At 69.8% G+C, this 22,462-nt stretch carries 18 protein-coding genes; 10 read left to right on the top strand and 8 right to left on the bottom strand.

Annotated features, from left to right (window positions below):
- Positions 1-305 precede the first annotated feature (305 nt).
- Entirely contained in the window at positions 306-1,043 is a 738-nt protein-coding gene (locus ACFORO_RS00585) for a TetR/AcrR family transcriptional regulator (RefSeq protein WP_377872840.1), read from the top strand.
- Here ACFORO_RS00585 and ACFORO_RS00580 read toward each other — a convergent pair.
- Positions 1,040-1,777 (bottom strand): 3-oxoacyl-ACP reductase family protein, encoded by a 738-nt coding sequence (locus tag ACFORO_RS00580; protein ID WP_354735834.1) that lies wholly within the window; start codon positions 1,775-1,777, stop codon positions 1,040-1,042. The genes ACFORO_RS00585 and ACFORO_RS00580 overlap by 4 nt on opposite strands.
- Positions 1,778-1,929: 152 nt before the next feature.
- Here ACFORO_RS00580 and ACFORO_RS00575 point away from each other — a divergent pair, with 152 nt between their 5' ends.
- Positions 1,930-2,805 carry an ABC transporter ATP-binding protein gene (locus ACFORO_RS00575; RefSeq protein WP_377872841.1) on the top strand — a complete coding sequence of 292 codons (876 nt, stop codon included), beginning with the start codon at positions 1,930-1,932 and terminating at the stop codon, positions 2,803-2,805.
- A complete protein-coding gene (locus tag ACFORO_RS00570; RefSeq protein WP_377872842.1) occupies positions 2,802-3,569 on the top strand; it encodes a hypothetical protein in 768 nt (255 codons plus the stop codon). Before ACFORO_RS00575 ends, ACFORO_RS00570 begins: the two co-directional genes overlap by 4 nt.
- 7 nt (positions 3,570-3,576) lie before the next feature.
- Here ACFORO_RS00570 and ACFORO_RS00565 read toward each other — a convergent pair whose 3' ends face one another.
- The 3 genes from ACFORO_RS00565 to ACFORO_RS00555 all read right to left on the bottom strand — a co-directional run bounded on the left by ACFORO_RS00565 (position 3,577) and on the right by ACFORO_RS00555 (position 8,478).
- On the bottom strand, positions 3,577-4,206 hold the full coding sequence (locus ACFORO_RS00565; protein ID WP_377872843.1) for a hypothetical protein: 630 nt from the start codon (positions 4,204-4,206) through the stop codon (positions 3,577-3,579).
- Positions 4,207-4,257: 51 nt separating this feature from the next.
- A complete protein-coding gene (leuS, locus tag ACFORO_RS00560; RefSeq protein WP_377872844.1) occupies positions 4,258-7,158 on the bottom strand; it encodes a leucine--tRNA ligase in 2,901 nt (966 codons plus the stop codon).
- Between the two features lie 159 nt (positions 7,159-7,317).
- Positions 7,318-8,478 (bottom strand): esterase-like activity of phytase family protein, encoded by a 1,161-nt coding sequence (locus tag ACFORO_RS00555; protein WP_377872845.1) that lies wholly within the window; start codon positions 8,476-8,478, stop codon positions 7,318-7,320.
- Positions 8,479-8,543: 65 nt separating this feature from the next.
- Between ACFORO_RS00555 and ACFORO_RS00550 the strand changes: the two genes are divergently transcribed.
- The gene (locus ACFORO_RS00550) at positions 8,544-8,963 is read left to right on the top strand and encodes an SdpI family protein (protein WP_377872846.1); all 420 of its coding nucleotides are present in this window, start codon (positions 8,544-8,546) and stop codon (positions 8,961-8,963) included.
- Here the strand turns inward: ACFORO_RS00550 and ACFORO_RS00545 are convergent.
- Positions 8,960-9,541, bottom strand: coding sequence for a YqgE/AlgH family protein (locus ACFORO_RS00545; RefSeq protein WP_354735848.1), 582 nt, complete (start codon positions 9,539-9,541; stop codon positions 8,960-8,962). The two genes, ACFORO_RS00550 and ACFORO_RS00545, sit on opposite strands and share 4 nt — an antisense overlap.
- A 1,287-nt stretch (positions 9,542-10,828) precedes the next feature.
- Here ACFORO_RS00545 and ACFORO_RS00540 point away from each other — a divergent pair.
- The 5 genes from ACFORO_RS00540 (at position 10,829) to ACFORO_RS00520 (ending at position 18,159) form a co-directional block, all read left to right on the top strand.
- Positions 10,829-12,139: an MFS transporter gene (locus ACFORO_RS00540; protein WP_354735849.1), complete on the top strand. Its 1,311-nt coding sequence runs from the start codon at positions 10,829-10,831 to the stop codon at positions 12,137-12,139.
- 80 nt (positions 12,140-12,219) lie between these two features.
- Positions 12,220-12,522, top strand: a complete 303-nt coding sequence (locus ACFORO_RS00535) for a hypothetical protein (RefSeq protein WP_370932785.1) — start codon at positions 12,220-12,222, stop codon at positions 12,520-12,522.
- Positions 12,523-12,542: 20 nt separating this feature from the next.
- Entirely contained in the window at positions 12,543-13,913 is a 1,371-nt protein-coding gene (locus tag ACFORO_RS00530) for a TNT domain-containing protein (protein WP_377872847.1), read from the top strand.
- Positions 13,914-16,142 carry an ADP-ribosylglycohydrolase family protein gene (locus ACFORO_RS00525; RefSeq protein WP_354735855.1) on the top strand — a complete coding sequence of 743 codons (2,229 nt, stop codon included), beginning with the start codon at positions 13,914-13,916 and terminating at the stop codon, positions 16,140-16,142. It abuts the gene before it with no gap.
- A 124-nt stretch (positions 16,143-16,266) separates the two neighbouring features.
- Positions 16,267-18,159 (top strand): TNT domain-containing protein, encoded by a 1,893-nt coding sequence (locus ACFORO_RS00520; protein ID WP_377872848.1) that lies wholly within the window; start codon positions 16,267-16,269, stop codon positions 18,157-18,159.
- Here ACFORO_RS00520 and ACFORO_RS00515 read toward each other — a convergent pair.
- The 3 genes from ACFORO_RS00515 to ACFORO_RS00505 all read right to left on the bottom strand — a co-directional run bounded on the left by ACFORO_RS00515 (position 18,145) and on the right by ACFORO_RS00505 (position 21,844).
- On the bottom strand, positions 18,145-18,978 hold the full coding sequence (locus ACFORO_RS00515) for a class I SAM-dependent methyltransferase (protein WP_377872849.1): 834 nt from the start codon (positions 18,976-18,978) through the stop codon (positions 18,145-18,147). The two genes, ACFORO_RS00520 and ACFORO_RS00515, sit on opposite strands and share 15 nt — an antisense overlap.
- Positions 18,963-20,288 carry a sensor histidine kinase gene (locus ACFORO_RS00510; protein WP_377872850.1) on the bottom strand — a complete coding sequence of 442 codons (1,326 nt, stop codon included), beginning with the start codon at positions 20,286-20,288 and terminating at the stop codon, positions 18,963-18,965. The genes ACFORO_RS00515 and ACFORO_RS00510 overlap by 16 nt, the downstream gene beginning before the upstream one ends.
- Before the next feature lie 110 nt (positions 20,289-20,398).
- The gene (locus tag ACFORO_RS00505; protein ID WP_354735862.1) at positions 20,399-21,844 is read right to left on the bottom strand and encodes a CCA tRNA nucleotidyltransferase; all 1,446 of its coding nucleotides are present in this window, start codon (positions 21,842-21,844) and stop codon (positions 20,399-20,401) included.
- A 101-nt stretch (positions 21,845-21,945) separates the two neighbouring features.
- On the opposite strand from ACFORO_RS00505, the gene ACFORO_RS00500 reads away from it, so the two are divergent.
- Positions 21,946-22,452: an NUDIX hydrolase gene (locus tag ACFORO_RS00500; RefSeq protein WP_354735864.1), complete on the top strand. Its 507-nt coding sequence runs from the start codon at positions 21,946-21,948 to the stop codon at positions 22,450-22,452.
- Positions 22,453-22,462: the final 10 nt, after the last annotated feature.

The following is a 22,462-nucleotide window of genomic DNA, read 5'->3' as shown; positions in this document are numbered from 1 at the left end:
CGTGCCCGAAAGTGAAAGCGTTTGTAACTTTCTTGGCGCTCAGTGCGACAATCAGGCGGAACAGCGTCCGGCCGTCACTCGATCGGGGGATCCGTATCCCCCAGGCGTCACTTCTGCGGCGGCCTTCGCTCTTCTTCGAGCGTCACTGGCCTTGAGCCGATGACGTTGCCCCGACCGGAAGCGCACCGGAGAGGGCATCGGGTCGCCGGCGCCGATCACGTAGCCCCCCGAGTGATCGGCGTCGGCACCGACCCGATTCGCGCGCCAGCGCCTAGATCGGTGTCCAGACCACCTAGACTGCCCCAATGAGCAGCCCCACACGCAGGGGTCGCGCGCGAGCGGCTACCGAATCGGACATCCGCCGGACCGCGCGGAAACTGCTGGTAGGCCAGGGCCCGGAAGCCGTGACGCTGCGGGCCATCGCCCGGGAGCTGGGGATCACCGCACCGGCCCTGTACCGCTACTACGAATCCCGCGACGACCTGCTGGAGAACCTCCGCCTCGACGTCTGCACCGACCTCGCCGCTGAGATCGCCGAGGACATCGCGGAGCTGAAGGACGAGGGCCTGCTGCAGCTGTTCCAGATCTGCAAAGGATTCCGCCGCTGGGCGCTGACCCACACCAAGGAATTCACGCTGGTGTTCGCGTCGCCGACCGGGGCCACCGGCACCGCGACCGGCAGCGCGCTGCGCAGGCTGGACGAGCCGTTCGGCAAGATCTTCCTCGCCGCGGCGGGCCACGTGCTCGCCCAGCACGACCTGGTCATGCCGCCGAACGACGTGGTCCCGCCCGAACTCCGCGACGACCTCACCGCGTTCCAGCAGGACCTGCTGACGGTGCTCAAGGAGTCCGGGCGGGAGATCCCGCCGGAGAAGCTGGACCTCGGGCTCACCTACCTGATGATCACCTTCTGGGCGCGGCTCTACGGCCACGTGACCCTCGAGGTGTTCGGCAACTACCCGATCCCGGTGTCCAAGCCGGACGTGCTGTTCGAGGCCATGCTCACCGACCTCGCCCGCGACGTCGGGCTTTATAGCGATTAGGCCGCGTGGCCGCCGTCGACCGAGATGGTCGAGCCGGTCACGTACGCGCTGGCCGGCGAGGCGAGGAACGCCACCGTGTCAGCCACTTCCGCGGGCTTGCCGTACCGGCCGGCCGCGGTCATCGACGCCTGGTCCGCGGCGTACGGGCCGTCGGCCGGGTTCATTTCGGTGTCGGTGGGTCCCGGGTGCACCAGGTTCACCGTCACGCCGTTCGCGGCCAGTTCGCGGGCCAGCGCCTTGGTCAGCCCGACCATCGCGGACTTGCTGACCGCGTACAGCACCATTCCCGGCCCCGGCACGCGATCGGTCACGCAGCTGCCGATCGTGATCACCCGGCCGCCCTCGCCGAGGTGCTTGGCCGCCGCCTTCGTCGCGGCCAGCACCCCGCGCACGTTCACCGCGAGCACGCGGTCGACGTCGTCCATCCCGGTCTGCTCGAGCGGCCCGACGAAACCGACGCCCGCGTTGTTGACCAGCACGTCCAACCGCCCGAACTCGGCGACCGCCGCTTCCACCGCTGCTTCTACGGCCGCTGAATCCGCGTTGTCCGCACCGACGGCGAGCGCTCGCCGCCCGAGCGCCTTGATCCGGTCGACCACTTCCGCCGCCTGCTCGGCGTTCACCGCGTAGGTGAGCACCACATCCGCCCCAGCCTCGGCGAGCCGCAGTGCCGTCGCCGCACCGATTCCGCGGCTCCCACCAGTCACCAGCGCCACTTTGCCGTCGAGGTTCATGTCCGTCCTTCCGTTTGTTTCGCTTTCAACCATCGAAGCGCCGGACGATGGGCGAAGCTGGCGTCTTTCGGCCGTGGCGGTTCGATTCCGCACCCGGGCGGCCACAGCGTGTGACAAACTCCTGCCAGCGGGAGAACGGGGAGGGGGACGGGTTGCTGCACGTCCAAGAGCTGGTGAAGGTCTACAGCCAACGCCGCGTGGTCGACACCGTGTCGTTCAGCTTGGCGCCGGGCACGGTGACCGCGTTCCTCGGACCGAACGGCGCCGGGAAATCGACCACGCTGCGGATGATCTGCGGCCTGACCACGCCGACGTCCGGCACCGCGACCATCGCCGGCCGCCGCTTCGGCGAGTGGCCCAACCCGGCGCACGTCGCGGGCGTGCTGCTCGACGCGTCCGCCGTGCACCCCGGCCGCACCGGCAGGCATCACCTGCTCAACGCCGCGAAACTGATGCGGCTGCCCGCCGCCCGGGTGGACCAGGTGCTCGGGCAGGTCGGCCTCTCCGACGCGGCGAACCGGCGAATCGGCAAGTACAGCCTCGGCATGCGGCAGCGGCTCGGCATCGCGCAGGCGCTGCTGTGCGATCCGCCGGTGCTGATCCTCGACGAACCGATCAACGGCCTCGACCCGGACGGCATCCGCTCCACCAGGCAGTTGCTGCGCGGGTACGCCCAGCGCGGCGGCACCGTGCTGCTGTCGAGCCACGTGCTGTCCGAAGTGGACCAGACCGCGGACCGCGTGGTGATGATCGGCCAGGGTCGCGTCGTCGCCGACGGTCCGCTGGAGAGCTTCGCCGGACCGGCCCGCACGCTCATCCGCACCGCCGATCTGCCCCGGCTGACCTCCGCGCTGAGCCAGGCCAGGCTCGAACTGCGCCAGACCAGCGTGGACGGGGTGTCCGTCGCCGCCCCGATGAAACAGGTGTCCGACCTCGCGTTCGGCGCCCGCGTGCAAGTGCTGGAGCTGCGCGAGGAACAGCAGAACCTGGAAGAGCTTTTCTTCCGGCTCACCGGAGGAGCCCGATGATCCCGGCGCAGGCGCCCGCGTGGCAGGCCCCGGCTCAGCGGCGCGCGTCGTTCGGCACCGTGGTGGGCGTCGAACTGCGGAAGATGACCGCGACGGTGGCGGACAAGATCCTGGTGATCGCCGCGCCGATCCTGCTGGTGGCGCTGTCGTTGCTGTTCCTGCAGGGCGGACTGCGCGACTACACGCTCGACAAGCAGCTGCTGCCGGTGTTCCTCACGATCCGGCTCGGCGCGGTGCTGATGAACGTCGTGCTCGTGAAACTGATCGCCGCGGAATGGCATTACCGCAGCGCGCAGCCGACGCTGCTGGCCCAACCGTCGCGGCTGCGCTACGTGCTCGCGCAGGCCACCATCGCGATCGGGGTCTGGCTGATCACCTCCGGGCTGAACCTGCTGATGACCTTCACCTACTACCGCAGCCAGCTCGACGGATACGACACCCAGTTCCTGCTCGACGCCCGGCCTGGCGCGATGGTCGCGACGATTCTGCTCGGCGGGTTCTGCATGACCCTGCTCGCGGTGACCATCGGCTGGCTGATCCCCAATACCGCCGGATCGATCACCGCTTACGTCCTGCTGTCGCTGCTGTTCGTGTTCCTGCAGAGCGGCATCGACTACGCGGGATGGGTCGATCCGGCCGAACCCGCGCGGCAGCTCGCGGGGATCGCCAAGCACGGACCGGTCGCGCTGGCGACGTCGCTGGTGGTCTGGATCGGTCTGGCCGGGGTCGCGATCTGGCGGGCGGGCACGCGAGAAGCGGCGTGACCGCGGGTCAGCCGGCCAGCGAGCCGCCGCCGGGGTCGACCGTGTTCAGGTAGTCCTCGGCGGCCTTCTGCGCGTCCGGGCAGAACTGCTGAGCAGTCTGGCGGTCGACGTCGAGATTGTCTCCGGGGACCGGTCCGCGGCCCGCTTCGGTGCCGACCCGGACCGTGACGACCTGCAGCGAGCCGGTGTTCACCGCGACCACGCAGCCGTATCCCTGGAGCTGGGAAACCGCGTAGTAGCGGTCCAGCACCAGCATCCGGCGGAAGTGGTGGACGCTGTAGTCGTAGACCTTCCACCAGCCGGGCCACGGCTCCGGGATGCGCTGGTCCGGGTCCATCGAGCCGATCTCGACCTGCGTGCCCGCCGACCGCTTCAGGACGCAGGCCTTGGCATACGGGTTGTACATCGGCGAACTGCCGCCGAGGGAGGCCAGCAGCTGCGGGTTCTTTTCGAGCTGTGAACAGTCGCCAGGGAACAGCTTCGGCCTGCTCGTGATGACCGGCAGCGTGTCGTAAGCGATCGAATCCGCCGGCAGGCTCGGCGCGGGTTTCCCCGGTGGCGGAGCAGGCGCGACGGCGCACCCGGAAAGCACTGCCGCCACTGCGACAATTACCGCGGTGATCGCTCGGTTACGCACGGACAGCACAGTACCGGCCCGGGATCGGCTCCCGGGCCGGAACGAGCTTTTTCAGAGCACGATGTTGACCAACCGGCCCGGCACCACGATCACCTTGCGCGGCGTCTTGTCGCCGACCAGCGCGGCGATCTTCTCGTCCGCCAGCGCGGTCGCCTGCACCGCGTCGTTCTTCGCGTCCGCGGGCACGGTGATCCGCGAACGGACCTTGCCGTTGACCTGGATCGGGTACTCGACCGAGTCCTCGACCAGGTACTTCTCGTCCACGACCGGGAACGGCCCGTGCACCAGCGAGTCCGCGTGGCCCATCCGGTGCCACAGCTCCTCGGCCACGTGCGGGGCCAGCGGAGCCAGCAGCAGCACCAGCGGTTCGGCCACCTCGCGCGGGGTTCCCGCGGCCGAGCCGTACGCCTTGGTCAGGTGGTTGTTCAGCTCGATCAGCTTCGCGCCGGCGGTGTTGAACCGCATCTCCGCGTAGTCCTCGCGAACCCCGGCGATGGTGCGGTGCACCAGTTTCCGGTCCGCCTCGGTCGCCTCGTCCGCCGAGACCCGCAGCTCGCCGGTCTGTTCGTCGACCAGCAGCCGCCACAGCCGCTGCAGGAACCGGTGCGCGCCGACGACGTCCTTGGTCGCCCACGGCCGCGACATGTCCAGCGGGCCCATCGACATCTCGTACAGGCGGAAGGTGTCCGCGCCGTAGGTGTCCGACATTTCGTCCGGCGTCACGGCGTTCTTCAGGCTCTTGCCCATCTTGCCGTATTCCTGCTTGACCTCTTCGTCGCCGAAGAAGAACTTGCCGTCGCGCTCGACGACGTCCTCAGCAGGCACGTACACACCGCGCTTGTCGGTGTAGGCGAACGCCTCGATGTAGCCCTGGTTGAACAGCCGGCGGTACGGCTCCTTCGAGGAGACGTGGCCCAAGTCGTACAGCACCTTGTGCCAGAACCGCGAGTACAGCAGGTGCAGCACCGCGTGCTCGACGCCGCCGACGTACAGGTCGACGCCGCCCGGGTCGTCCCCGCCGTGCTCGGCCGGACGCGGGCCCAGCCAGTACGCCTCGTTCTCCGGCGCGCAGAACACGTCCTGGCTCGTCGGGTCGACGTAGCGCAGCTGGTACCAGCAGGAACCGGCCCACTGCGGCATGACGTTGGTGTCGCGGCGGTACTTCTTCGGCCCGTCGCCCAGGTCCAGGGTGACCTCGACCCAGTCGGTCGCGCGCGACAGCGGCGGCGACGGCTCGGAGTCGGCGTCGTCCGGGTCGAAGGTCCTCGGCTTGTAGTCGTCGATGTCCGGCAGGACGACCGGCAGCTGGTCCTCGGGCAGGGCGATCGGCAGGTTGTTCTCGTCGTAGACGATCGGGAACGGCTCGCCCCAGTAGCGCTGGCGGGCGAACAGCCAGTCGCGCAGCTTGTACTGCACGGTGCCCTCGCCCGCGCCGCGGTCCTCCAGCCAGGCGATGATCGTCTTCTTGGCGTCGGCGACGCCCATGCCGTTCAGGTCGACGGTGTCGTTGGCGGAGTTGATCGCCGGGCCGTCGCCGGTGAACGCCTCGCCCTCGAAGCCCTCGCCCGGGTCGACCGTGCGGACGATCTCCAGCTCGAACTTCTTCGCGAAGTCGTAGTCGCGCTGGTCCTGTGCGGGCACCGCCATGATCGCGCCGGTGCCGTAGCCCATCAGCACGTAATCGCCGACGAAGACCGGGATTTCCTTGCCGTTGACCGGGTTCACCGCGTAGGTGCCGGTGAAGACTCCGGTCTTCTCCTTGTTCTCCTGCCGGTCCAGATCGGACTTGCGGGAGGCGGCGGCCCGGTAGGCGGCGATGGCCTCGGCCGGCGTCTTCGCGCCGCCGGTCCAGCTTTCCGGGTGCTCGCCCGGCCACTGCGCCGCGGTCAGCTTCTCGACCAGCGGGTGTTCCGGCGCGATCACCATGTAGGTGGCGCCGAACAGGGTGTCCGGACGGGTCGTGAAGACCTCGATCTTCTCAGTTTTTTCGGGCGAGCCCGCGGCGAAGGAGACCCGCGCGCCCTGCGAGCGGCCGACCCAGTTGCGCTGCATGGACTTGACCTTGTCCGGCCAGTCCAGCAGGTCCAGGTCGTCGACCAGGCGGTCGGCGTACGCGGTAATCCGCATCATCCACTGGCGCAGGCTCTTGCGGAACACCGGGAAGTTGCCGCGGTCGCTGCGGCCGTCCGCGGTCACCTCCTCGTTCGCGACGACGGTGCCCAGGCCCGGGGCCCAGTTCACCGGGGCCTCGGAGATGTAGACCAGCCGGTGGTCGTCGATGATCTTGCGCTGCTCGACAGTGCTCAGCTCGACCCACGGACGGCCGTCCGGCGTCGCGCGCTCACCCGCGGCGTACGCCTTCTCCAGCTCCTCGATCGGCCGCGCCTTGCGGGCGTCCTCGTCGTAGTAGGAGTTGAAGATCTGCAGGAAGATCCACTGGGTCCACTTGTAGTAGTCCGGGTCGATCGTCTCGATCGACCGGCGCTCGTCGTGGCCCAGGCCCAGCCGCTTCAGCTGGCGGCGCATCGTGGCGATGTTCTGCTCGGTCGTGGTGCGCGGGTGCGTGCCGGTCTGCACCGCGTACTGCTCGGCGGGCAGGCCGAACGCGTCGTAACCCAGCGTGTGCAGCACGTTCCGGCCGATCATCCGGTGGTAGCGCGCGTAGACGTCGGTGCCGATGTAGCCCAGCGGGTGCCCGACGTGCAGGCCGGAGCCGGACGGGTACGGGAACATGTCCTGCACGAACAGCTTGTCCGAGGGCACCGGCTCGCCCGCTTCGGCGAGCGGGCCGACCGGGTTCGGCGCGTGGTAGGTGCCGTGGTCGGACCAGTGGTCCTGCCAGCGCTGCTCGATCTGCCCGGCCAGCTCCGCGGTGTAGCGGAACGGCGGGGCGTGCTCAGCGTCCGCGGCACTCTTCGCCGCGGCCCCGGTGGCCTCGTCAGACCCTGTCATCGCCGTCTTCCTCCGTGTCGAGCCACTCCCAGAAACAACTCGACCCCCCAAGCCAGAAGGCATGAGGGGTCGCCGCGCCGAGCCGGTCATCGGACCAGGTCAGCGCGGCAGGCCAAGGAGCAGCCGAGCCGTGTTCATGCACTCATCGTAACGCGCTGGTCAAAGCCGTTCCGACGGGACCGCCAAAGCGACGACCTGGGTCACCTGGGACGCGGAGAAGTTGTTGTCGCTCACGAGCAGGAGACTGCGCTCCCCGGACGGCAGCGCCGGACCCCAGGTCATCCCCTCGATGTTGTCCACAGTGGACAGCGGGAGATCGGAAAGGTCGGCGAGCAACCGCTTCTTCACCGGCTTCACGTGCTTCGCCGCGGTCAGCGACGGGGTGTTCAGGACGTTCGTCGCGCCGGTGGTGTCGATCTCGAAGATGCGCACCTTGTTGCCGACGCCGGTGACGAAGGACCGCTCCATCATCAGGAATTTCGTCGGATCGGCCTGGTTCACCGCGAGCATCGAGGACACCCCGGTGTCGGCGAACCCGGTCGCGGGCTTCGGCTCGGCGAAGAGCTTCTCCTGCGGGTACGCGTACTGCGCCAGCACGTGCCCGAACCGGCTCTGCAGGGTGATCCGCGACAACGCGCCCGACGTCGGCGTGGGCGGCGGGCCGTCCTGCAGCAGCGGGGCCTCGACCTCGCTGGCCAGCAGGGTGCCGAACCCGGTGTAGGCGAGGCCTTCGAGAACGTAGTTCCGGCGCGGACCGGCGTCCGGCGTCATCCGCTCGTTGGCGGGCAGCGGCAGGTCACGGACGTAGTGCCCGTCGCGGGCGGCCTCGCGGATCGACGGCTGGATCAGGTGCTGATCAGCGAGCCGGTCGCCTTCCTGCGACCAGGTGTAATGCCCGGTCCACGGGTCGACGCGCAACTCCTCGGGGTCGATCGTCTGCTCGTTCTGCGGAGCGGCCGGATCGTTCTTCGCGAGCGGCGGGTACGGCGTGCCGTCGGGGCGCAGCAGCGGATGCGTGCCGGTGAAGGTGACCGGCCCCACGCCCTTCGCGCTGACGTCGAACTTCGCGGTGTAGAAGCGGGCCGGGTTGATCGCGGACCGGTCGTCGCTGATGAAGACGTAACCGCCGGTGCGCGGATCGAAGTCGATCGACGACAATCCGCCGACCGTGGTGCCCTGGAACTGCAGGTTATGCGGCACCCGCTGCTCGCCGAGCAGCCGGACCGGCCGCGGCGCGGCTTCGGCGGTTCCTGGAATGAGCAAGGACAGCGTGACGATCCCGGCGGCGGCGAGCAGCCGGTGTCGCGTGGACGAAGACATGGCCCGTAGCACAGCCGACGAGGGTATCCGGGACATGGCCGCGAGGTCACGCTTATCCTCAAGAGGTGTTCGCTATCGCGCTCGTCCCGATCGTCCTTGGTGTCGTCGTCGGCTGGGGTGGCTTCCTCGGCGTGCGCGGACGGCTGACCCGAGCAGGCGGTGCCGGAGTCCGGACCGAAGCCTCGATGCGCAGCGAAGAGGCCTTCAAGCTCGCCAACCGGGTCGCCGGAATCCCGACCCTGGCCGGCGGCGCGGCCGCGGTCGTCTGCGGACTCGCCGGCCTCGCCATCCCCGCCACGGCCGGCCTGGTGGCCGCCGCGATCGTCGGGCTGCTTGGTTTGCTGGTCATGGTGGTCGCCGGAGCCCGCATGGGCGCCCGAGCCGCCCTGACCGTGCCCGCCCCGTCGCCGGTTCCCGCTGGCTGCAGCGGCTGCGCGTGCGGCGCGGGCGGCTGCGGAGTCCTGCAGAAGTCCAGCGAGGCCTAATTCCGCTGCAAATCGCCGGGGTGGGTGGCCAGCAACGCGAGCGGCACCCCCTGGCGGCGCAGCACCTGCCCCCACAGATCACGGCTGGGCGGCGCGAGAATGTCGCTGGGCAAGGCGGGAACGATCACCCAGTCCTCGCGCTCGATCTCGCCCGCGAGCTGCCCTGAATCCCACCCGGCGTAGCCCGCGAACACCCGCACACCGCGAACCTTGGGCACCAGGACTTCGGGATCGCTGTCCAGGTCGACGAGCGCGACCGGCCCCCGCACCGCGACCACGCCCGGAACGCTGGAAGCGGACTCCCCAGTCCGCAACGCGGCGAGACAAAGCGCGGTCTTCTTGTCGACCGGCCCGCCGACGAAGACCGACTGAGGTTCGGCGACATGCGCGCCCCACCCCGGCAGGACGTCATTCACCGGAACATCAGACGGCCGGTTCAAGACCACCCCGAGCGTGCCCTCCGCCCGATGATCGATCACGAACACCACGGTCCGCTTGAAGTTCGGGTCGAACATCGTGGGTGCGGCGACCAGGAGCGTTCCCGGTTCAACCTCGGCGTCCGCTGGCACGCCACCCATGATCCCATCACCCGCCACGGGAAATCCTCCCGGCACGGGAACACCAGCACCACGCGCCCCGTTGAGAACAATGAGCCGGCGCACTCGTGTCCCCCGGGCTCACTGAAGAACCGCCTTTGTGGAATACCGGTCCGGCCGGAGCCGCACTGCGCCAAGCCGCCGAGAGGCGAAACGAGTGCGCCGGTGTTCTCTCCTCCTGTTCGGTGCTTCGCACCTTCCCTTCGCCACCGGCGCCGAGTACCCGGGGGCCGAGCCCCCGGACCCCCGCGGTGCCTTCGGTGCGGTTTTCGGGGTGGTCGGGGGCGGGGCCCCCCTTTGGCTTCCGGGGTGGCTGGGTTTCGTTGAGGGGTGCGGTTGGGGTTTTGGCCGGGTTGTTGGCGGTGGGGTGGATCGCTGAAGGTTTGTTGGCTTTTGTGCTGTTTTCTGTTGGGAGTGCTGGAGCGTTTGGTGCTCGCAGGGCTCGGTTCGTTTGATGGCCGCAGAGCTCGGATCGTCCGGTGCCCGCAGAACTCGGTCCGTCCGGTGGCCGCAGAGCTCGGTCCCTCCCGGTGCCCGCAGAACTCGGTCCGTTCGGTGCTGCAGGGGCTCGGTCCGGCCGGTGCCCCCAAGCTCGGTCCGTTTGGTAGCCGCAGAGCTTGGTCCGGCCAGTGCCCCAGAGTTCGGTCCGGCTGGTGCTGCAGGGACTTCGGTCCGGCCGGTGCCCCCAGAACTTGGTCCGGCCGGTGATGCGGGGGCTGCGGCTCGGCTGGGCTGGGCTGGGCGGGCTTTGTTGCTCGATCCTTGCTCTTCTGCCGTGAGCTTTTGTTCTGTTTGGGAGCCGCGCGCTCCGGGTGCGCGAGTGTCGTTCTGTTCTTGGTGCGCTGTCTTCGTTCGTCGGTGGCCAGGCTCTGATTCGTGGGGTGCGCGCTTGGTGCGCCTTCGGTTTGCGGTGCAGCTTCCGGGCAGTTCGCGCCGTCTGTTCTTTACTCGCCCGCGACTCCGGTTTGCGGTGTCTGCGGGGCGCGCGTTGTGGGGTCGTTGGGCTGAGCTCGGTGGTCTTTCTGTCGAACGTTCTCGGCTCGGCGGGCGGTGGTCTCGGGGTGCGGCGTTGGTCTGGGTTTGTCGGCGGGCGTTTCTCATCGGGCTGTTGCGTCGGGCTGCTTGGTCTCCGTGTTCTCCGCGTGTTGCTCGGCCGTTCTCTTCTCTGGCTGGCTTGGCGGGCCGTTCCCTCCCCGCCCCGCGGGGTGGGGAGTGGTTGGGGTGTCTCATTTTTCGGGTTTTGTCGGGGGGTCTCGGTAGGGTTGCGGGGTGAAGGTGGGGGAGCGGCGGCTGGGTTGGCAATTGGTTCGGGATCCGTTGTTTCGGCGGTTGCTGTGCACGCGGTTCGCGGCGCAGTGGGGGGACGGCGTTTTCCGGGCCGGGTTGGCTGGGGCCGTTTTGTTCAATCCGGAGCGGGCGACGGATCCGTTGGCCATCGCGGAGGGGTTTGCGGCCCTGCTGCTCCCGTATTCGCTGGTGGGGCCGTTCGCGGGGGCGTTGCTCGATCGGTGGGACCGGCGGCGGGTGCTCGTGTTCGCGAATCTCGTGCGGGCTCTGGCGATCGTGGCGTCGGTCTTCGCGGTGGGGGCCGGGGTCGGCGGGATCGGGTTGTTTTCGCTCGCGTTGCTCGCCGAGGGGGTCAGCCGGTTCATCGGGTCTGGGTTGTCGGCTGCGTTGCCGCACATCGTGGAGCCCAAGGCAGTCGTTTCCGCGAACGCGGTGGCGGCGACGCTCGGGTCGGCGATCGCGGTCGTCGGGGGCGGGTGCGCGATTGGGTTGCGCGCGGTGTTCGGGTCTGGCGACGTCGGGTCGGCGGAGACCACGGCGTTCGCGGCGGTCGGGGCGTTGTTGTCGGCCTTTCTCGCGCGTCGGTTCGCGAAGGGAGTGTTGGGGCCGACGGTCGTGGACGAGCCGCCTAATCCCGTGGTGGCGGTTGCGCGGGGGCTCGCGGACGGTGCCCGGCACGCGTGGCGGGCGCCCAGTGTCACGGCTGGGTTCGTCGCGTTGTTCGCGCATCGCGCCGCGTACGGGATTTCGTTGCTGGTCAGCGTGTTGCTGATGCGCAATTACTTCACTGACGACGGGGTTTTCCGCGCGGGACTGCCTGGGCTTGGGCAGCTGGTCGCGTGTGCGGGGGCAGGAATTCTCGTCGCGGGTCTGGTGACGGCGAGGCTGATCCGGTCGGTCGGGCGGCTTCGGACGGTTCTCGGGTCGCTGCTCATCTCGGCGGTCACGCAGGCCGCGCTCGGGTTGCCGATGTTGCTGCCGTTGGCGGTGGTCGCGTCGTTCCTGATCATGGGGACCGGCCAGGTGCTGAAGCTGTCTGTCGATTCCTCGGTACAGCTGGACGTCGCAGACGAGGCTCGCGGGCGCGTCTTCGCCCTCTACGACACGCTGTTCAACATCACCCAGGTAGTCGCGGTCTCGATCGCGGCGGCGTTCGTCAAGGACAACGGGTACTCGCCGGAGCTGATGGTCGTCGCGACCGTGCTCTATCTGCTGGGCGGGGCCGGATATCTGCTGGCCCGCCGACGCCGCGGCGATTCGCTGCCGCAAACCGTTGAAGCCAAACGGGGGTAGTAACTCACCGTCTGGCATTAGGGTGACTTGTGACCCGGTCGAGTTAATCTCGGCACGCGCAACCGACACGAGGGGCCACCGTGAGCACCATCGGCGACGACCGTGCCCGTCTCGACGCCGCTCCAGCTGTCCTGACCTCGCCCGACGGGCTCGTCCGCGCGACCGCCGGGCCGGCCGGCACGCTCGGCCGGCTCGAATTCGCCCCGGACGCCTTCGAGCGGACAACGCCCGCGCAGCTCGCGTTGACCGTCCAGGCGCTCGTGCAGCACCTGGCCGACGCACCCGAACCGCAGCACACGTCCTCGATGCCTGCCCCGCGGCCGACTCCGCGCCGCGTCCGTCCGCGCGGAACCGTTCCGCAGAACCGCCGTCGCGGGTCCTGATGTCGTCCGCTCCGGACGAAATGATTCACGTGGAACCAACGAGTACCGGTCAGCAGGCGCTCGTCGAGCTCGGTCGGCTGATCAAGGCGCACCGGGCCGATCCGGACGCGGCGGCCGGTATCGGGTTCGCCCAGCTCGGCGACCATTTCGAGGTGCAGGCGCGCAATACCGTCGCCAGCACAGACGTCGTCCAGCGGCTCACCGCGTTGCGGGCTGAGATGTATCAGGAGGGGCGCGGCACCTGGGTTCAGGCGCGCTACGTGCTCACCCCGGACGGCGCGTTCGACTTCGAGTACTTCACCGACGGCGAACCCCCGTGGACCACGCCGCCCGATTCGACCGCCTACCTCGCCGAACTCACCACCTTCCCCCGCGACGACGAGCACCTTCCCGACTGGTGGCGGCTGCACGTCGGACTCCCGCTCGGCGTCAAGTTCCGGCGCGCCGCAGCCGGAGCCGGCGAACCGCTGTCGGAGGAAGAGCTGCCGCTCGTGCTTCGGTACCTCGAACGCGAGGCTGAGGTCGGCGAAAAACACCGCACCGACGGCACCTGGATCTGGCCGGTCGAGGTGGCCGAGCGCTTAAGAGAACACGGCACAGCGCCCGAGCCGGAACTCCTCCAGCACATCCGTGACCTGGGCTTTCACCCGCCGTACGTCGAGCACCTGGTGCGCCGCACAGCGGAAGCCGACCTGGCCGGGAAGCCCCGTCCGCGACCGACCCCGGACGACGTCCAGCGGACCGCGGGCGACATCGCGGCCGAGCGGGAGACCAACCCGGACCCGGTCCTGTCCGACGCCGAACTCCTGGCCCACCTCGGCCACCGGCTCGATTCCTTCGGCATCTGGCGCGACGTCCGCTGCCTCGGCGGCCGGGAAGCCGGAAAATGGAGCCTCTACCAGGGCAAAGCCGATTGGGCAGTGGTCGCGCCGGACGGTCGCGAACAGACCTTCGCCCGCCTCGAAGACGCCGCTCAGCAGCTGCTCGGCGCACTGCTGCTGCATCCCGCCCGCGCGACCGGCGGCCGCGAAACTCCGCTGGAAACCGCGCGGGAGGTCGCCGACTGGCCGGTCCAGCCCGTGCCGGGTGACCCTCCCCTCACGCTGCTGCGGAACAAGAGACTCACTCGGTTGGCGGAAGGTACCGTCGTCCTGCGATTCGGCGAAGAACCCGGCAACCTGGTCCACCACCAGGCGGTACGGTTCGCGACGACGTCCCTGCCACTCGAACGGGAGCGCATGACCAGCACTTTTCGCCTCCGAAGATCACTCCACGTGATCATCGGGGTGACGGTGCCCTGGGCGAACCTTCCCGGCGGCGCGGTGGCGTACGTCTTGCCCAAGCCGATCGCGGAGCACGAGTCCGACGGAAGCCTGGAGAGGATCGAGTAGGTGGAAGCGGCGGAAGCGGTAGACAAGGTCGGGAAGTGGTTGCGCGCCGTGCACGGCCCCGAGGTCTCCGGGCCGGGCGGCCTCCGGGTCGACCACGACCGCGTGCTGCGGGTCCCCGAAGGCTGGTCGATCCCCTACAACACCGTCGCGTTCCTCGACGACGGCCGTCCGGACAAGGAACTCTTCCCCGCTCCGTCGGTGCTCGTGCGCGAGCCGGACGGCGAGCTGCGCCAGGCGCATCCGCATCCGGGCGGGCTCAGCACCCCGGTCGCGTACCCGGGCCAGGAGAGCTGGCGCGAGGTCGTCGACCCGGAGTACGCGAAGGCCGGGCTCGGCGAGCTCGGCGTGCCGCTTCCCGCGGTCGCGGGCTGGGTGAAGGTCGACAACGACGGCCACCAGACCGGTGACGAACGCGAGAACCCGGAGTACAAGGCCGGTCCGATCCGCCGCGGCTACCCGAAGCCGGAAAACCCGCTGGAAACCCTCCTCGCCTTCGCGAGCGTCGGCTGGCTCTCGCGCGAACAGCTGCTGATCGGCCTGCTGCGCTGCGAGGTCTTCGTGCCGTTCGACCTCAAAACCGGCGCGACCGACCGCTTCTACTTCTCCGAGGAACGCAACGAGCTGCGTGTCTTCAGCTCGACCCGGCATCTGCCCTCCCGCGAGCACGCCTGGTGGCGCGTCGATCTGGCGACGCTCGCCGAGTTCGAGCACCCGCCGAACCTGGTGATCAACGGCGGGCCGGCGACGTTCGAGGACGTCGCGGGCGCCGAGCTGACCACGATCGCGAAGCGGTTCCCGCGGCACGAGCCGCGGGTCGACGAGAACGGCCGCTGCCCGGAGATCGAAGAAAACCTGGAGAAGTTCGCCGTCGAAACCGCTGCCCGGATCGGGCTGGAGAAGCCGGTCGACGTGCCGAAGGCGGCCGCGGAACGCGCACGGCGGCACGGTTTCGAGCTGACCGCCGACGAATGCCGCAAGACCGTCCTCGGCCGGTCGTGGCTGCGCCGGTTCGAACAGCCGGAACCGAGCCGCTCACGGCCGAACGACCTGCGCGCCAACGGTCTCGTGCCGTCCTGGGACAACGACGGCCGGGTCGTCCCGAGGCTCGACACCTTCGGCAAGTACCCCGAGACGAGCCTGGAGAACTTCCGCTACGGCTGGCAGCGGGTCGTCGGCGCGTGGGTCGGGTTCGCGCTCGGCGAGGCGCTCGGGTCGGCCGTCGACCGGATGCGGCTGGACGAGATCGTCTCGACCTACGGTCCGGACGGCGTCCGCGAACTGCCGCTCGCGTTCGACCAGCCGGGCCGGATCGGCTCGATGACGCAGCGGCTGCTTTTCCTCACCGAAGCGGTGATCCGCAGCCCGCACCGCGAACAGCCGGAGTCGCGCGACGTCGAGAAGCTGTTCCCCAGCGTGGTCCGCGGCGCGCTCGGCCGCTGGCTGCACACACAGGGCGCGGCGATCCAGAACGCCGACGGTTTCCTGGTCAAGGTGCCCGAACTGCACGCCCGCCGCGCCATCGACGACGCCGAGCTCAACGCGTACCACGCGCTGGTCACCGGCGATCCGCAAGCCGCGCCGCTGTCGGGCCCGGCCGCGCTGGTCGGCGCGCTGCCCGCGGTGCTGACCGCGGCCGGTCCGGGCACCGGGTTCAGCGGCGGCATCGGCCAGGTCGTGCGCGATCTGGCCGGCGTGACGCACCAGCCGGACGACGTGGCTGCCTCTACTTACCTGGCCTGGGTGTTCGAAAAGGCGCTCACGAAAGATTCGTTCAGCTATCCGGTGTGGAATCTGTCCCGCGAAGTCCTCGACGAGCACGACGGTCCGGAGTGGGGTCCGGTGCGCGATCTGGTCGCCGAGGCGGTGCCGTTCTTCGGCGAGCACGGCCTGCCGGACCTGCGGATGCCGGAGCTGATCGGCGACGGGCACAGCACGCTGTCCGTCCTCGGCCGTTCGTTCGCCGCGCTGTCCGGGTTCGAGAACTACCCGGAGCAGGCGATGCTGCGCGCGGTGAACCATTCCGGCCGCAGCGCGCTCAGCGGCGCGTTGACCGGTGCGCTGCTCGGCGCGCGGGTGGGCGTTCCCGGACTGCCCCGAAAGTGGGTCGAGCAGCTTGAACTGCACCACCTGATCGAACAGGTGGCGACCGACGCGCTGTGGCATTTCGACCGCCATTCGGCTCGGAACGCACTCGGCGACGCCTGGGTTCAGCGCTACCCACGGCACTGATCGGTCACCCGAGCAGGTATTTGTGGGCGCATATTCTCCCGTCTCCGGTGACCGATGGTCGGGTCGTGACACGGTCAGATAGGTTCGTTGCGGCTACACGGGGGACTTCGGGGAGGAACCAGACGTGCGGTACCGGGTGGAATCGGGAGAACGCCCAGACGGCCTGTACGCGACGCTCGACGATCGCACTTTCGCGGCACAACGCTCCACCACCGACGGCACGCTGCTGCTGACCGTCATCGGTGACGAGGAAGCGCCCGAGGGCTTCGACCGCGAGCACGAGGGCAAGCCGGCCAGAGTCGTACTCGCGAACGAGGTGCCCGCGACGTTCGACCTGCGCACCTATGTCGAATACGACGACGAGCTGTTCGAGGTCGCGCCGGGCGACCAGGCGAATCTGACCTTGCGCTGGACGCGGCACGATCCGGCGCGCGCGGCGCAGCTCGGGCTCACCGATTTCTCGGTGACCGTCCCGGGCAAGCAGCTCACCGGGCTGTGGCTGACCCGGCACGACTACGGCGAGCCGAAGGCCGAGACCGAGGGCGGCGACCAGACGCGGATCCTGCGCGGGATCGGCCGCACGCTGCGCCAGGTGCCCGGTGGGTGGTCGCGGGTCGCGGCGCAGTTCCGGCAGGTCGGCGACTACTCCGAGCTGGAGGTCCGCGCGGTCGGCGACGAGAACGGCCCGGTTTCGGTGTCGCTGCCCGGCACGCCGCAGCTGAGCACGCTGTTCACCCAGCTGCGCGCGTCGATGTACCAGCCGGAAAGCGGCACCTGGTTCCAAGGCACCTTCACGCTCGACGCCGATTCGCAGTTCGATTTCGACTTCGACGCCGACCAGGAGCCGGACTGGCGGCTGCCGCCCAACGACGGCGGCGAGCCCGCCCGCGAGTCCTACCTCGTCGAGCTGACCCGCTTCCCGCGCCCGGACAAGCACCTGCCGGACTGGCTCGGCGCCAAGGCCGGGCTGCCGCTGACTGTCGGCTTCCGCCAGGCGCGGCCGGTCGACGTGCACAACGAGGGCGAACGGCCCGTGGTGAACCGTCCGCCGGTGCCGCCGGACCAGGTCCGCGGCGTGCTCGACTACCTGTTCCGCTCGCCGGTCGTGCTGCACCGGCCGGTCCCGCAGCCGGACATCTTCGCGCCCGGCGCGCCGCCGGACGTGCCGCAGGCCTTCCACACCGACGGCACCTGGATCTGGCCCGCCGCCGTGCCGCATTACCTGCGCAAATACGGCGTTCCGCCGGAGCCGGAGCTGGTCGAGCACATCCGCGCCGCCGGGTTCCGGCCGCCGATCGTGCGCGATCTGGTGCGCGCGACCGCCGAGGCCGACGTGCTCGGCAAACCGCGCCCGGGGCGTACCGAGGCCGATCTCCCGGACGACAGCTCGCTCGCCCGCGCGGCCCGCGGCGAACAGACCCACGCCCTGCGCGGGGCCGAGACCTTGGCGCTGCTGCAGCAACGGCTCGTCGAGCACGGGGTGCCGTCGTCGGCGTACCGGATCGGCGCGGACGAGGTGCCCGCCGAGGGTGTGTGGACGTTGCGCCGCGCGGAAAACCGCTGGGAGGTTTCGCGTCCGCCCGCGGTGGAGCCGGTCGCGTTCGCCACTCTCGCCGACGCGGCCCGGTTCCTCCTCGGCACGCTGCTGATGCTGCCGCCGCAGGCCCCGGAGGAATCCGATCAGCCCGCGGACTGGCCGATCCTGCCGATGCGCGGCGAACCGCCGCTGTCGTTCTTCCGCGGCAAGCGGATCGTCGCGCTGCCCGCCGGCACGACGGTGGTCCGGTTCGGCCCCGAGGCCGGGAACCTGGTGCACGCGAATTCGGTGCGGTTCCTCGAGACCTCGCTGACGCCGGACCGCGAACGCGACCGGCACGAATACCGCGTGCAGCGCACGATCCGGGTGCTGACCGGCGTCACCACCCCGTGGGGCCAGCAGCCCGGCGGAGCGACGGCGTACCTGCTGCCGCGGCCGATCGCGCAGCACCTGGAGCAGGGAACGCTATCCCGGCTGTGAAGCCGTGATCAGCACGGCGGGCGACCACCAGTAGTCCGCGAGCGGTTCCACGGTCACGTCGGCGAACCCGGCGGCTTCGAGCTGCCGGGTCCACTGCGCGGCCGGATGCTCCCAGTTCGTCCGCGCCTTCCCGGCGGCGACGCCGAGCAGCACGGGCAGCAGAAACCCTTGCGCCACCAGGGAAGCCTGCTCGCCGTATTCGGCGACGCCGCGTTCGTACCGCCGCGCGAGCGACTCCAGGTCGGCAGTGTCCGGCACGTCGAATTCGGCCAGCACCAACCGTTCCGTCCGCGGCCGCAACGCGCTCAGCACCTCGGCCCGGGCGGAAGGTTCGATCGACTGCAGCGCGAACGTCGACTGCGTGAGGTTCCACGTGGAACCAGCCCCGGCGAGAAAGTCCTGCGCGGTCAACGAAAACCGGCGCGCACCAGCGACTTCGACGTCCGCGAGCAGCGCCTCCGACGGCTCCACGAGGTCGATCCGCTCCGGCCGGAACGAGGCCCGCGCCAACGCCGGTTCGATCGCCAACCCGTCGCCGCACCCGAGATCCAGCAACGCGGCCGGACGCCAGGAGTCGTACCGCGCAGCCAGTTCCTCGCTCAACCGCCGGTACAACCCGACGTTCCCGCCCCCGCGAATGAACGCCGTGAACGCGGCGGGCCGGTCATAAACCGGACCGCTCGACCCGTCCGCGAGATACGTCGCCAGCTCAGCGCCCAACGGGGTCCCGGAAGCCGAGGCAAGCGCACCCGCCCGCTCGGCATCGCCGTCCCGATACGCCGCCAGCGCACCGGCCACCCCGCTCACAGCGGCACCCACAACGTCACCCTCGTTCCGCTCCCGGGACTCGATTCGACCAGCGAAGTCCCGCCGACCTCGGACAACCGCGCGGTGATCGACTCGCTGATCCCGAACCCGGCAGGCCGATCCTGCGGACTGAAGCCGGTGCCATGGTCCCGCGTGATCACCGCGATCCCGCCGTTGCGTTCCTCCACGCGTACCACGACTTTGTCGGTCTCCGCGTGCTTCATCGTGTTGCGCATCGCTTCCCGCACCGCGTCGCGGATCGCGATTTGCCGGACCTCGGACAGCGTGTCGTTGTCCAGCTCCGCGATCACCAACTGCGCGCGCAGACCGTCGCGCGCCATCTCCGCGGCCAGCGCCGCGAGCTTCTCGCCGAGCGGCCGTGCGCCCTCCTCGGCCCGCTGCGCGGCGGCGGTCTCGATCGTCTGCCGCAGCTCGATCGCCTGCGCGCGGGCCAGCCGCTGCACCTCGACCAGCCGCTGATCCGAATCGCCCGGACCGCCGAGCGCGATCGCCTCCAGCGTCTGCAACACCGTGTCGTGCAGCATGCGGTGCTGCCGCGCGCGTTCGGCGAGCCGCCCGTTGCGGATCCCGTACGCCAGCGCCAGCCGGATCCCGAGCCCGAGCAGGACCAGCGCGCCGACCGCGGTGAACAGGACGCCGAACAGCGTCGGGTACAGCGACGCGGCCTGCTCGAAATCGAACGTGCCGTGGTTGAGCAGATCCGACAGCAGCCGCACCGGCAGGCTGAGCACCGCCAGCCCGATCCCGGACGGGATGCCGACGGCGAGCGTGAGCAGGGCGACGCTGCCGAGCAGGTGTTTGTCGGCGACACCGACCGCGTCGTGGAACACCGCGGGAGACACCGTCGCGCCGATGAACAGCTCGAAGGTGAGCGTGGCCACGAGGTCGACCAGCAGCAGCCGCCCCGCGAGATCGCTGCGGAACGGGGCTCGCCGCATCATCCAGAACAGGCCGAACGCACTCAGTGCCACCGAGCACACCGCGACGATCGCGACCGACGCCAGCCCGGCCGATCCGTGCTTGACCGCATAGGAAGCGAACGTCACCGGCACCACCAGCAGCCGGTAGACGAGCGGGACCAGCACCACGTACCGAGCCGCACGCAGCAGCAGTCCGTCGCGCTGCCGCTCGTCGACCGGACCGGCCATCCGCGAGATCCGCTGCAGCGCACGCACCGGGGTCGGATCGCCGATTTCGTCGGTCAGCCCGGTCGTCGCCGTCGCCAGCGCGGGCGTACCGCGACGCAGCAACATGACGAGAAAGCTGGCGCTTCGCCGGTTCCCGTCGTGCTGCCGCGTCATCGATCCCCCTGTTCGATTCAAGAAAGGGAGTATCTCGGCTGCCCGGTCGATGATCCAGAGGCCAAAGGGGGATCGTGGCGAACCCGCGATCCCGAATTCACTTCTTGGGACTATTCGCCCGAACCGAGCCCCTCCGCCTTGGCCCACTTCTTGAGCTCGGCGACCGCCTCGTCGTGCTCCAGCGGACCGCGGTCCAGCCGCAGCTCCTTGAGGAACTTCCAGGCCTGCCCGACCTGCGGGCCGGGCGGGAGGCCGAGCAGCCGCATGATCTCGTTGCCGTCGAGGTCCGGCCGGACGCGGTCGAGGTCCTCCTGCTCCTTGATCCGCGCGATGCGGGCCTCGAGGTCGTCATACGTCGCCTGCAGCGCGGCCGCCTTGCGCTTGTTGCGCGTGGTCGAATCGGCGCGGACGAGCTTGTGCAGGCGGGTCAGCAGGTCGCCGGCGTCGGTGACGTAGCGGCGGACCGCCGAATCGGTCCACTCGCCGCCGCCGTACCCGTGAAACCGCAGGTGGAGGAACACGAGCTGGGAGACCTGCTCGATGATCTCCTTCGAGTACTTCAGCGCGCGCAAACGTTTGCGGGCCATTCGCGCGCCGACCACCTCGTGGTGGTGGAAGCTCACGCCGCCGCCGGGAGCGAACTCGCGCGTGGCCGGCTTGCCGATGTCGTGCAGCAGCGCGGCCAGCCGCAGCACCAGGTCCGGCTCGCTCGTCGGCTCGTGCGATTTCTCGAGCGCGATCGCCTGCGCGAGCACGGTGAGCGAATGCTGGTAGACGTCCTTGTGCTGGTGGTGCTCGTCGATCGCCAGCCGCATGCCGGGCAGTTCGGGCAGCACGCGGTCGGCCAGCCCGGTGTCGACCAGCAGCTCCAGGCCCGGCCGCGGGTCCGGGGCGAGCATCAGCTTCGACAGCTCGGTCTGGACCCGCTCGGCGGTGATCCGGTCGATCTCCTCGGCCATCGACGTCATCGCCTCGACCACGCGCGGCGCGGCGGTGAAGCCGAGCTGCGCGGAGAACCGGGCGGCGCGCATCATCCGCAGCGGGTCGTCGGCGAACGACTCCTGCGGCAGCGCCGGGGTGTCGAGCACCTTCAGCCGCAGCGCGTCCATCCCGTCGTGCGGGTCGATGAACGTCTTCCCGACCAGGTCGATCGCCATCGCGTTGACCGTGAAGTCGCGGCGCAGCAGATCGCCCTCGATGGTGTCGCCGAAGGTGACCTCGGGGTTGCGGCCGACGCGGTCGTAGCTGTCCGCGCGGAACGTGGTGATCTCGAGCGTCGTGCCGTTCTTGGTGACGCCGACGGTGCCGAACGCGATGCCGACGTCCCAGACCGCGTCGCCCCACTCGCTCACGATCTGCAGCACCCGGTCCGGGCGCGCGTCCGTGGTGAAGTCGAGATCGTTCGACAGCCTGCCGAGCAGCGCGTCGCGCACGCTGCCGCCCACCAGGTACAAGCTGTGGCCGGCGCGCGCGAAGCGCTCGGCCAGCTCGTCGGCAAGCGGGGACACTCGCATCAGTTCCGTCACCGCGTTCTGCTGGGCGACCAGGTTGTTCACTCGAATCCCACCACGAAAATGGCGCCGCCACCGCGGACGCCGCCGGACACGGACACGGAGAGCCAGAGTACCCGGGCGGCCGTTTGCTCTAGCATCGCAGCATGTCTGGATCTGCCGGTCGCGCCGGACCGCCGACGCCGCGCCGGCGGCGACGGCGCCACCGCGGCAGGCGGCTGACCACGGTCGACGAGACCTCGGCGGGCGGACTGGTCGTCGACCCGGAGCGGGAACGCGCGGTGCTGATCGGGCGGCTCGACCGACACGGCAGACTGCTGTGGTCGTTGCCGAAGGGCCACATCGAGGACGGGGAGACGGTGGAGCAGACCGCGGTGCGCGAGGTGAAGGAGGAAACCGGCATCTCCGCGCGCGTGCTGCACCCGCTTGGCGCCATCGACTACTGGTTCGTCGCGCAGCAGCGCCGGGTGCACAAGACCGTGCACCATTTCCTGCTTGAGGCCACCGGCGGCGAACTGTCGGACGAGGACGTCGAGGTGACCGAGGTCGCCTGGGTCCCGCTGGCCGAGCTGGAGACCACCCTCGCCTACGCGGACGAGCGCAAGCTGGTTCGCGGGGCAGCAGAACTTTTCGCGCCCGACGAGCGCGGCTGAGAGGGAGCAC

The organism is Amycolatopsis halotolerans (genome assembly GCF_042647905.1).
Taxonomy (GTDB): domain Bacteria; phylum Actinomycetota; class Actinomycetes; order Mycobacteriales; family Pseudonocardiaceae; genus Amycolatopsis; species Amycolatopsis halotolerans.
The sequence above is the reverse complement of the archived record's forward strand: the minus strand, read 5'-3'. Positions and strand labels throughout refer to the sequence as shown.

What these genes read in the sequence shown, in the direction of transcription:
- ACFORO_RS00510 (WP_377872850.1), bottom strand. Translation starts at nt 20,288, where the DNA reads ATGACGCGGCAGCACGACGGGAACCGGCGAAGCGCCAGCTTTCTCGTC.
- ACFORO_RS00545 (WP_354735848.1), bottom strand. Translation starts at nt 9,541, where the DNA reads ATGGGTGGCGTGCCAGCGGACGCCGAGGTTGAACCGGGAACGCTCCTG.
- leuS (WP_377872844.1), bottom strand. Translation starts at nt 7,158, where the DNA reads ATGACAGGGTCTGACGAGGCCACCGGGGCCGCGGCGAAGAGTGCCGCG.
- ACFORO_RS00530 (WP_377872847.1), top strand. Translation starts at nt 12,543, where the DNA reads ATGATTCACGTGGAACCAACGAGTACCGGTCAGCAGGCGCTCGTCGAG.
- ACFORO_RS00500 (WP_354735864.1), top strand. Translation starts at nt 21,946, where the DNA reads ATGTCTGGATCTGCCGGTCGCGCCGGACCGCCGACGCCGCGCCGGCGG.
- ACFORO_RS00580 (WP_354735834.1), bottom strand. Translation starts at nt 1,777, where the DNA reads ATGAACCTCGACGGCAAAGTGGCGCTGGTGACTGGTGGGAGCCGCGGA.
- ACFORO_RS00585 (WP_377872840.1), top strand. Translation starts at nt 306, where the DNA reads ATGAGCAGCCCCACACGCAGGGGTCGCGCGCGAGCGGCTACCGAATCG.
- ACFORO_RS00555 (WP_377872845.1), bottom strand. Translation starts at nt 8,478, where the DNA reads ATGTCTTCGTCCACGCGACACCGGCTGCTCGCCGCCGCCGGGATCGTC.
- ACFORO_RS00570 (WP_377872842.1), top strand. Translation starts at nt 2,802, where the DNA reads ATGATCCCGGCGCAGGCGCCCGCGTGGCAGGCCCCGGCTCAGCGGCGC.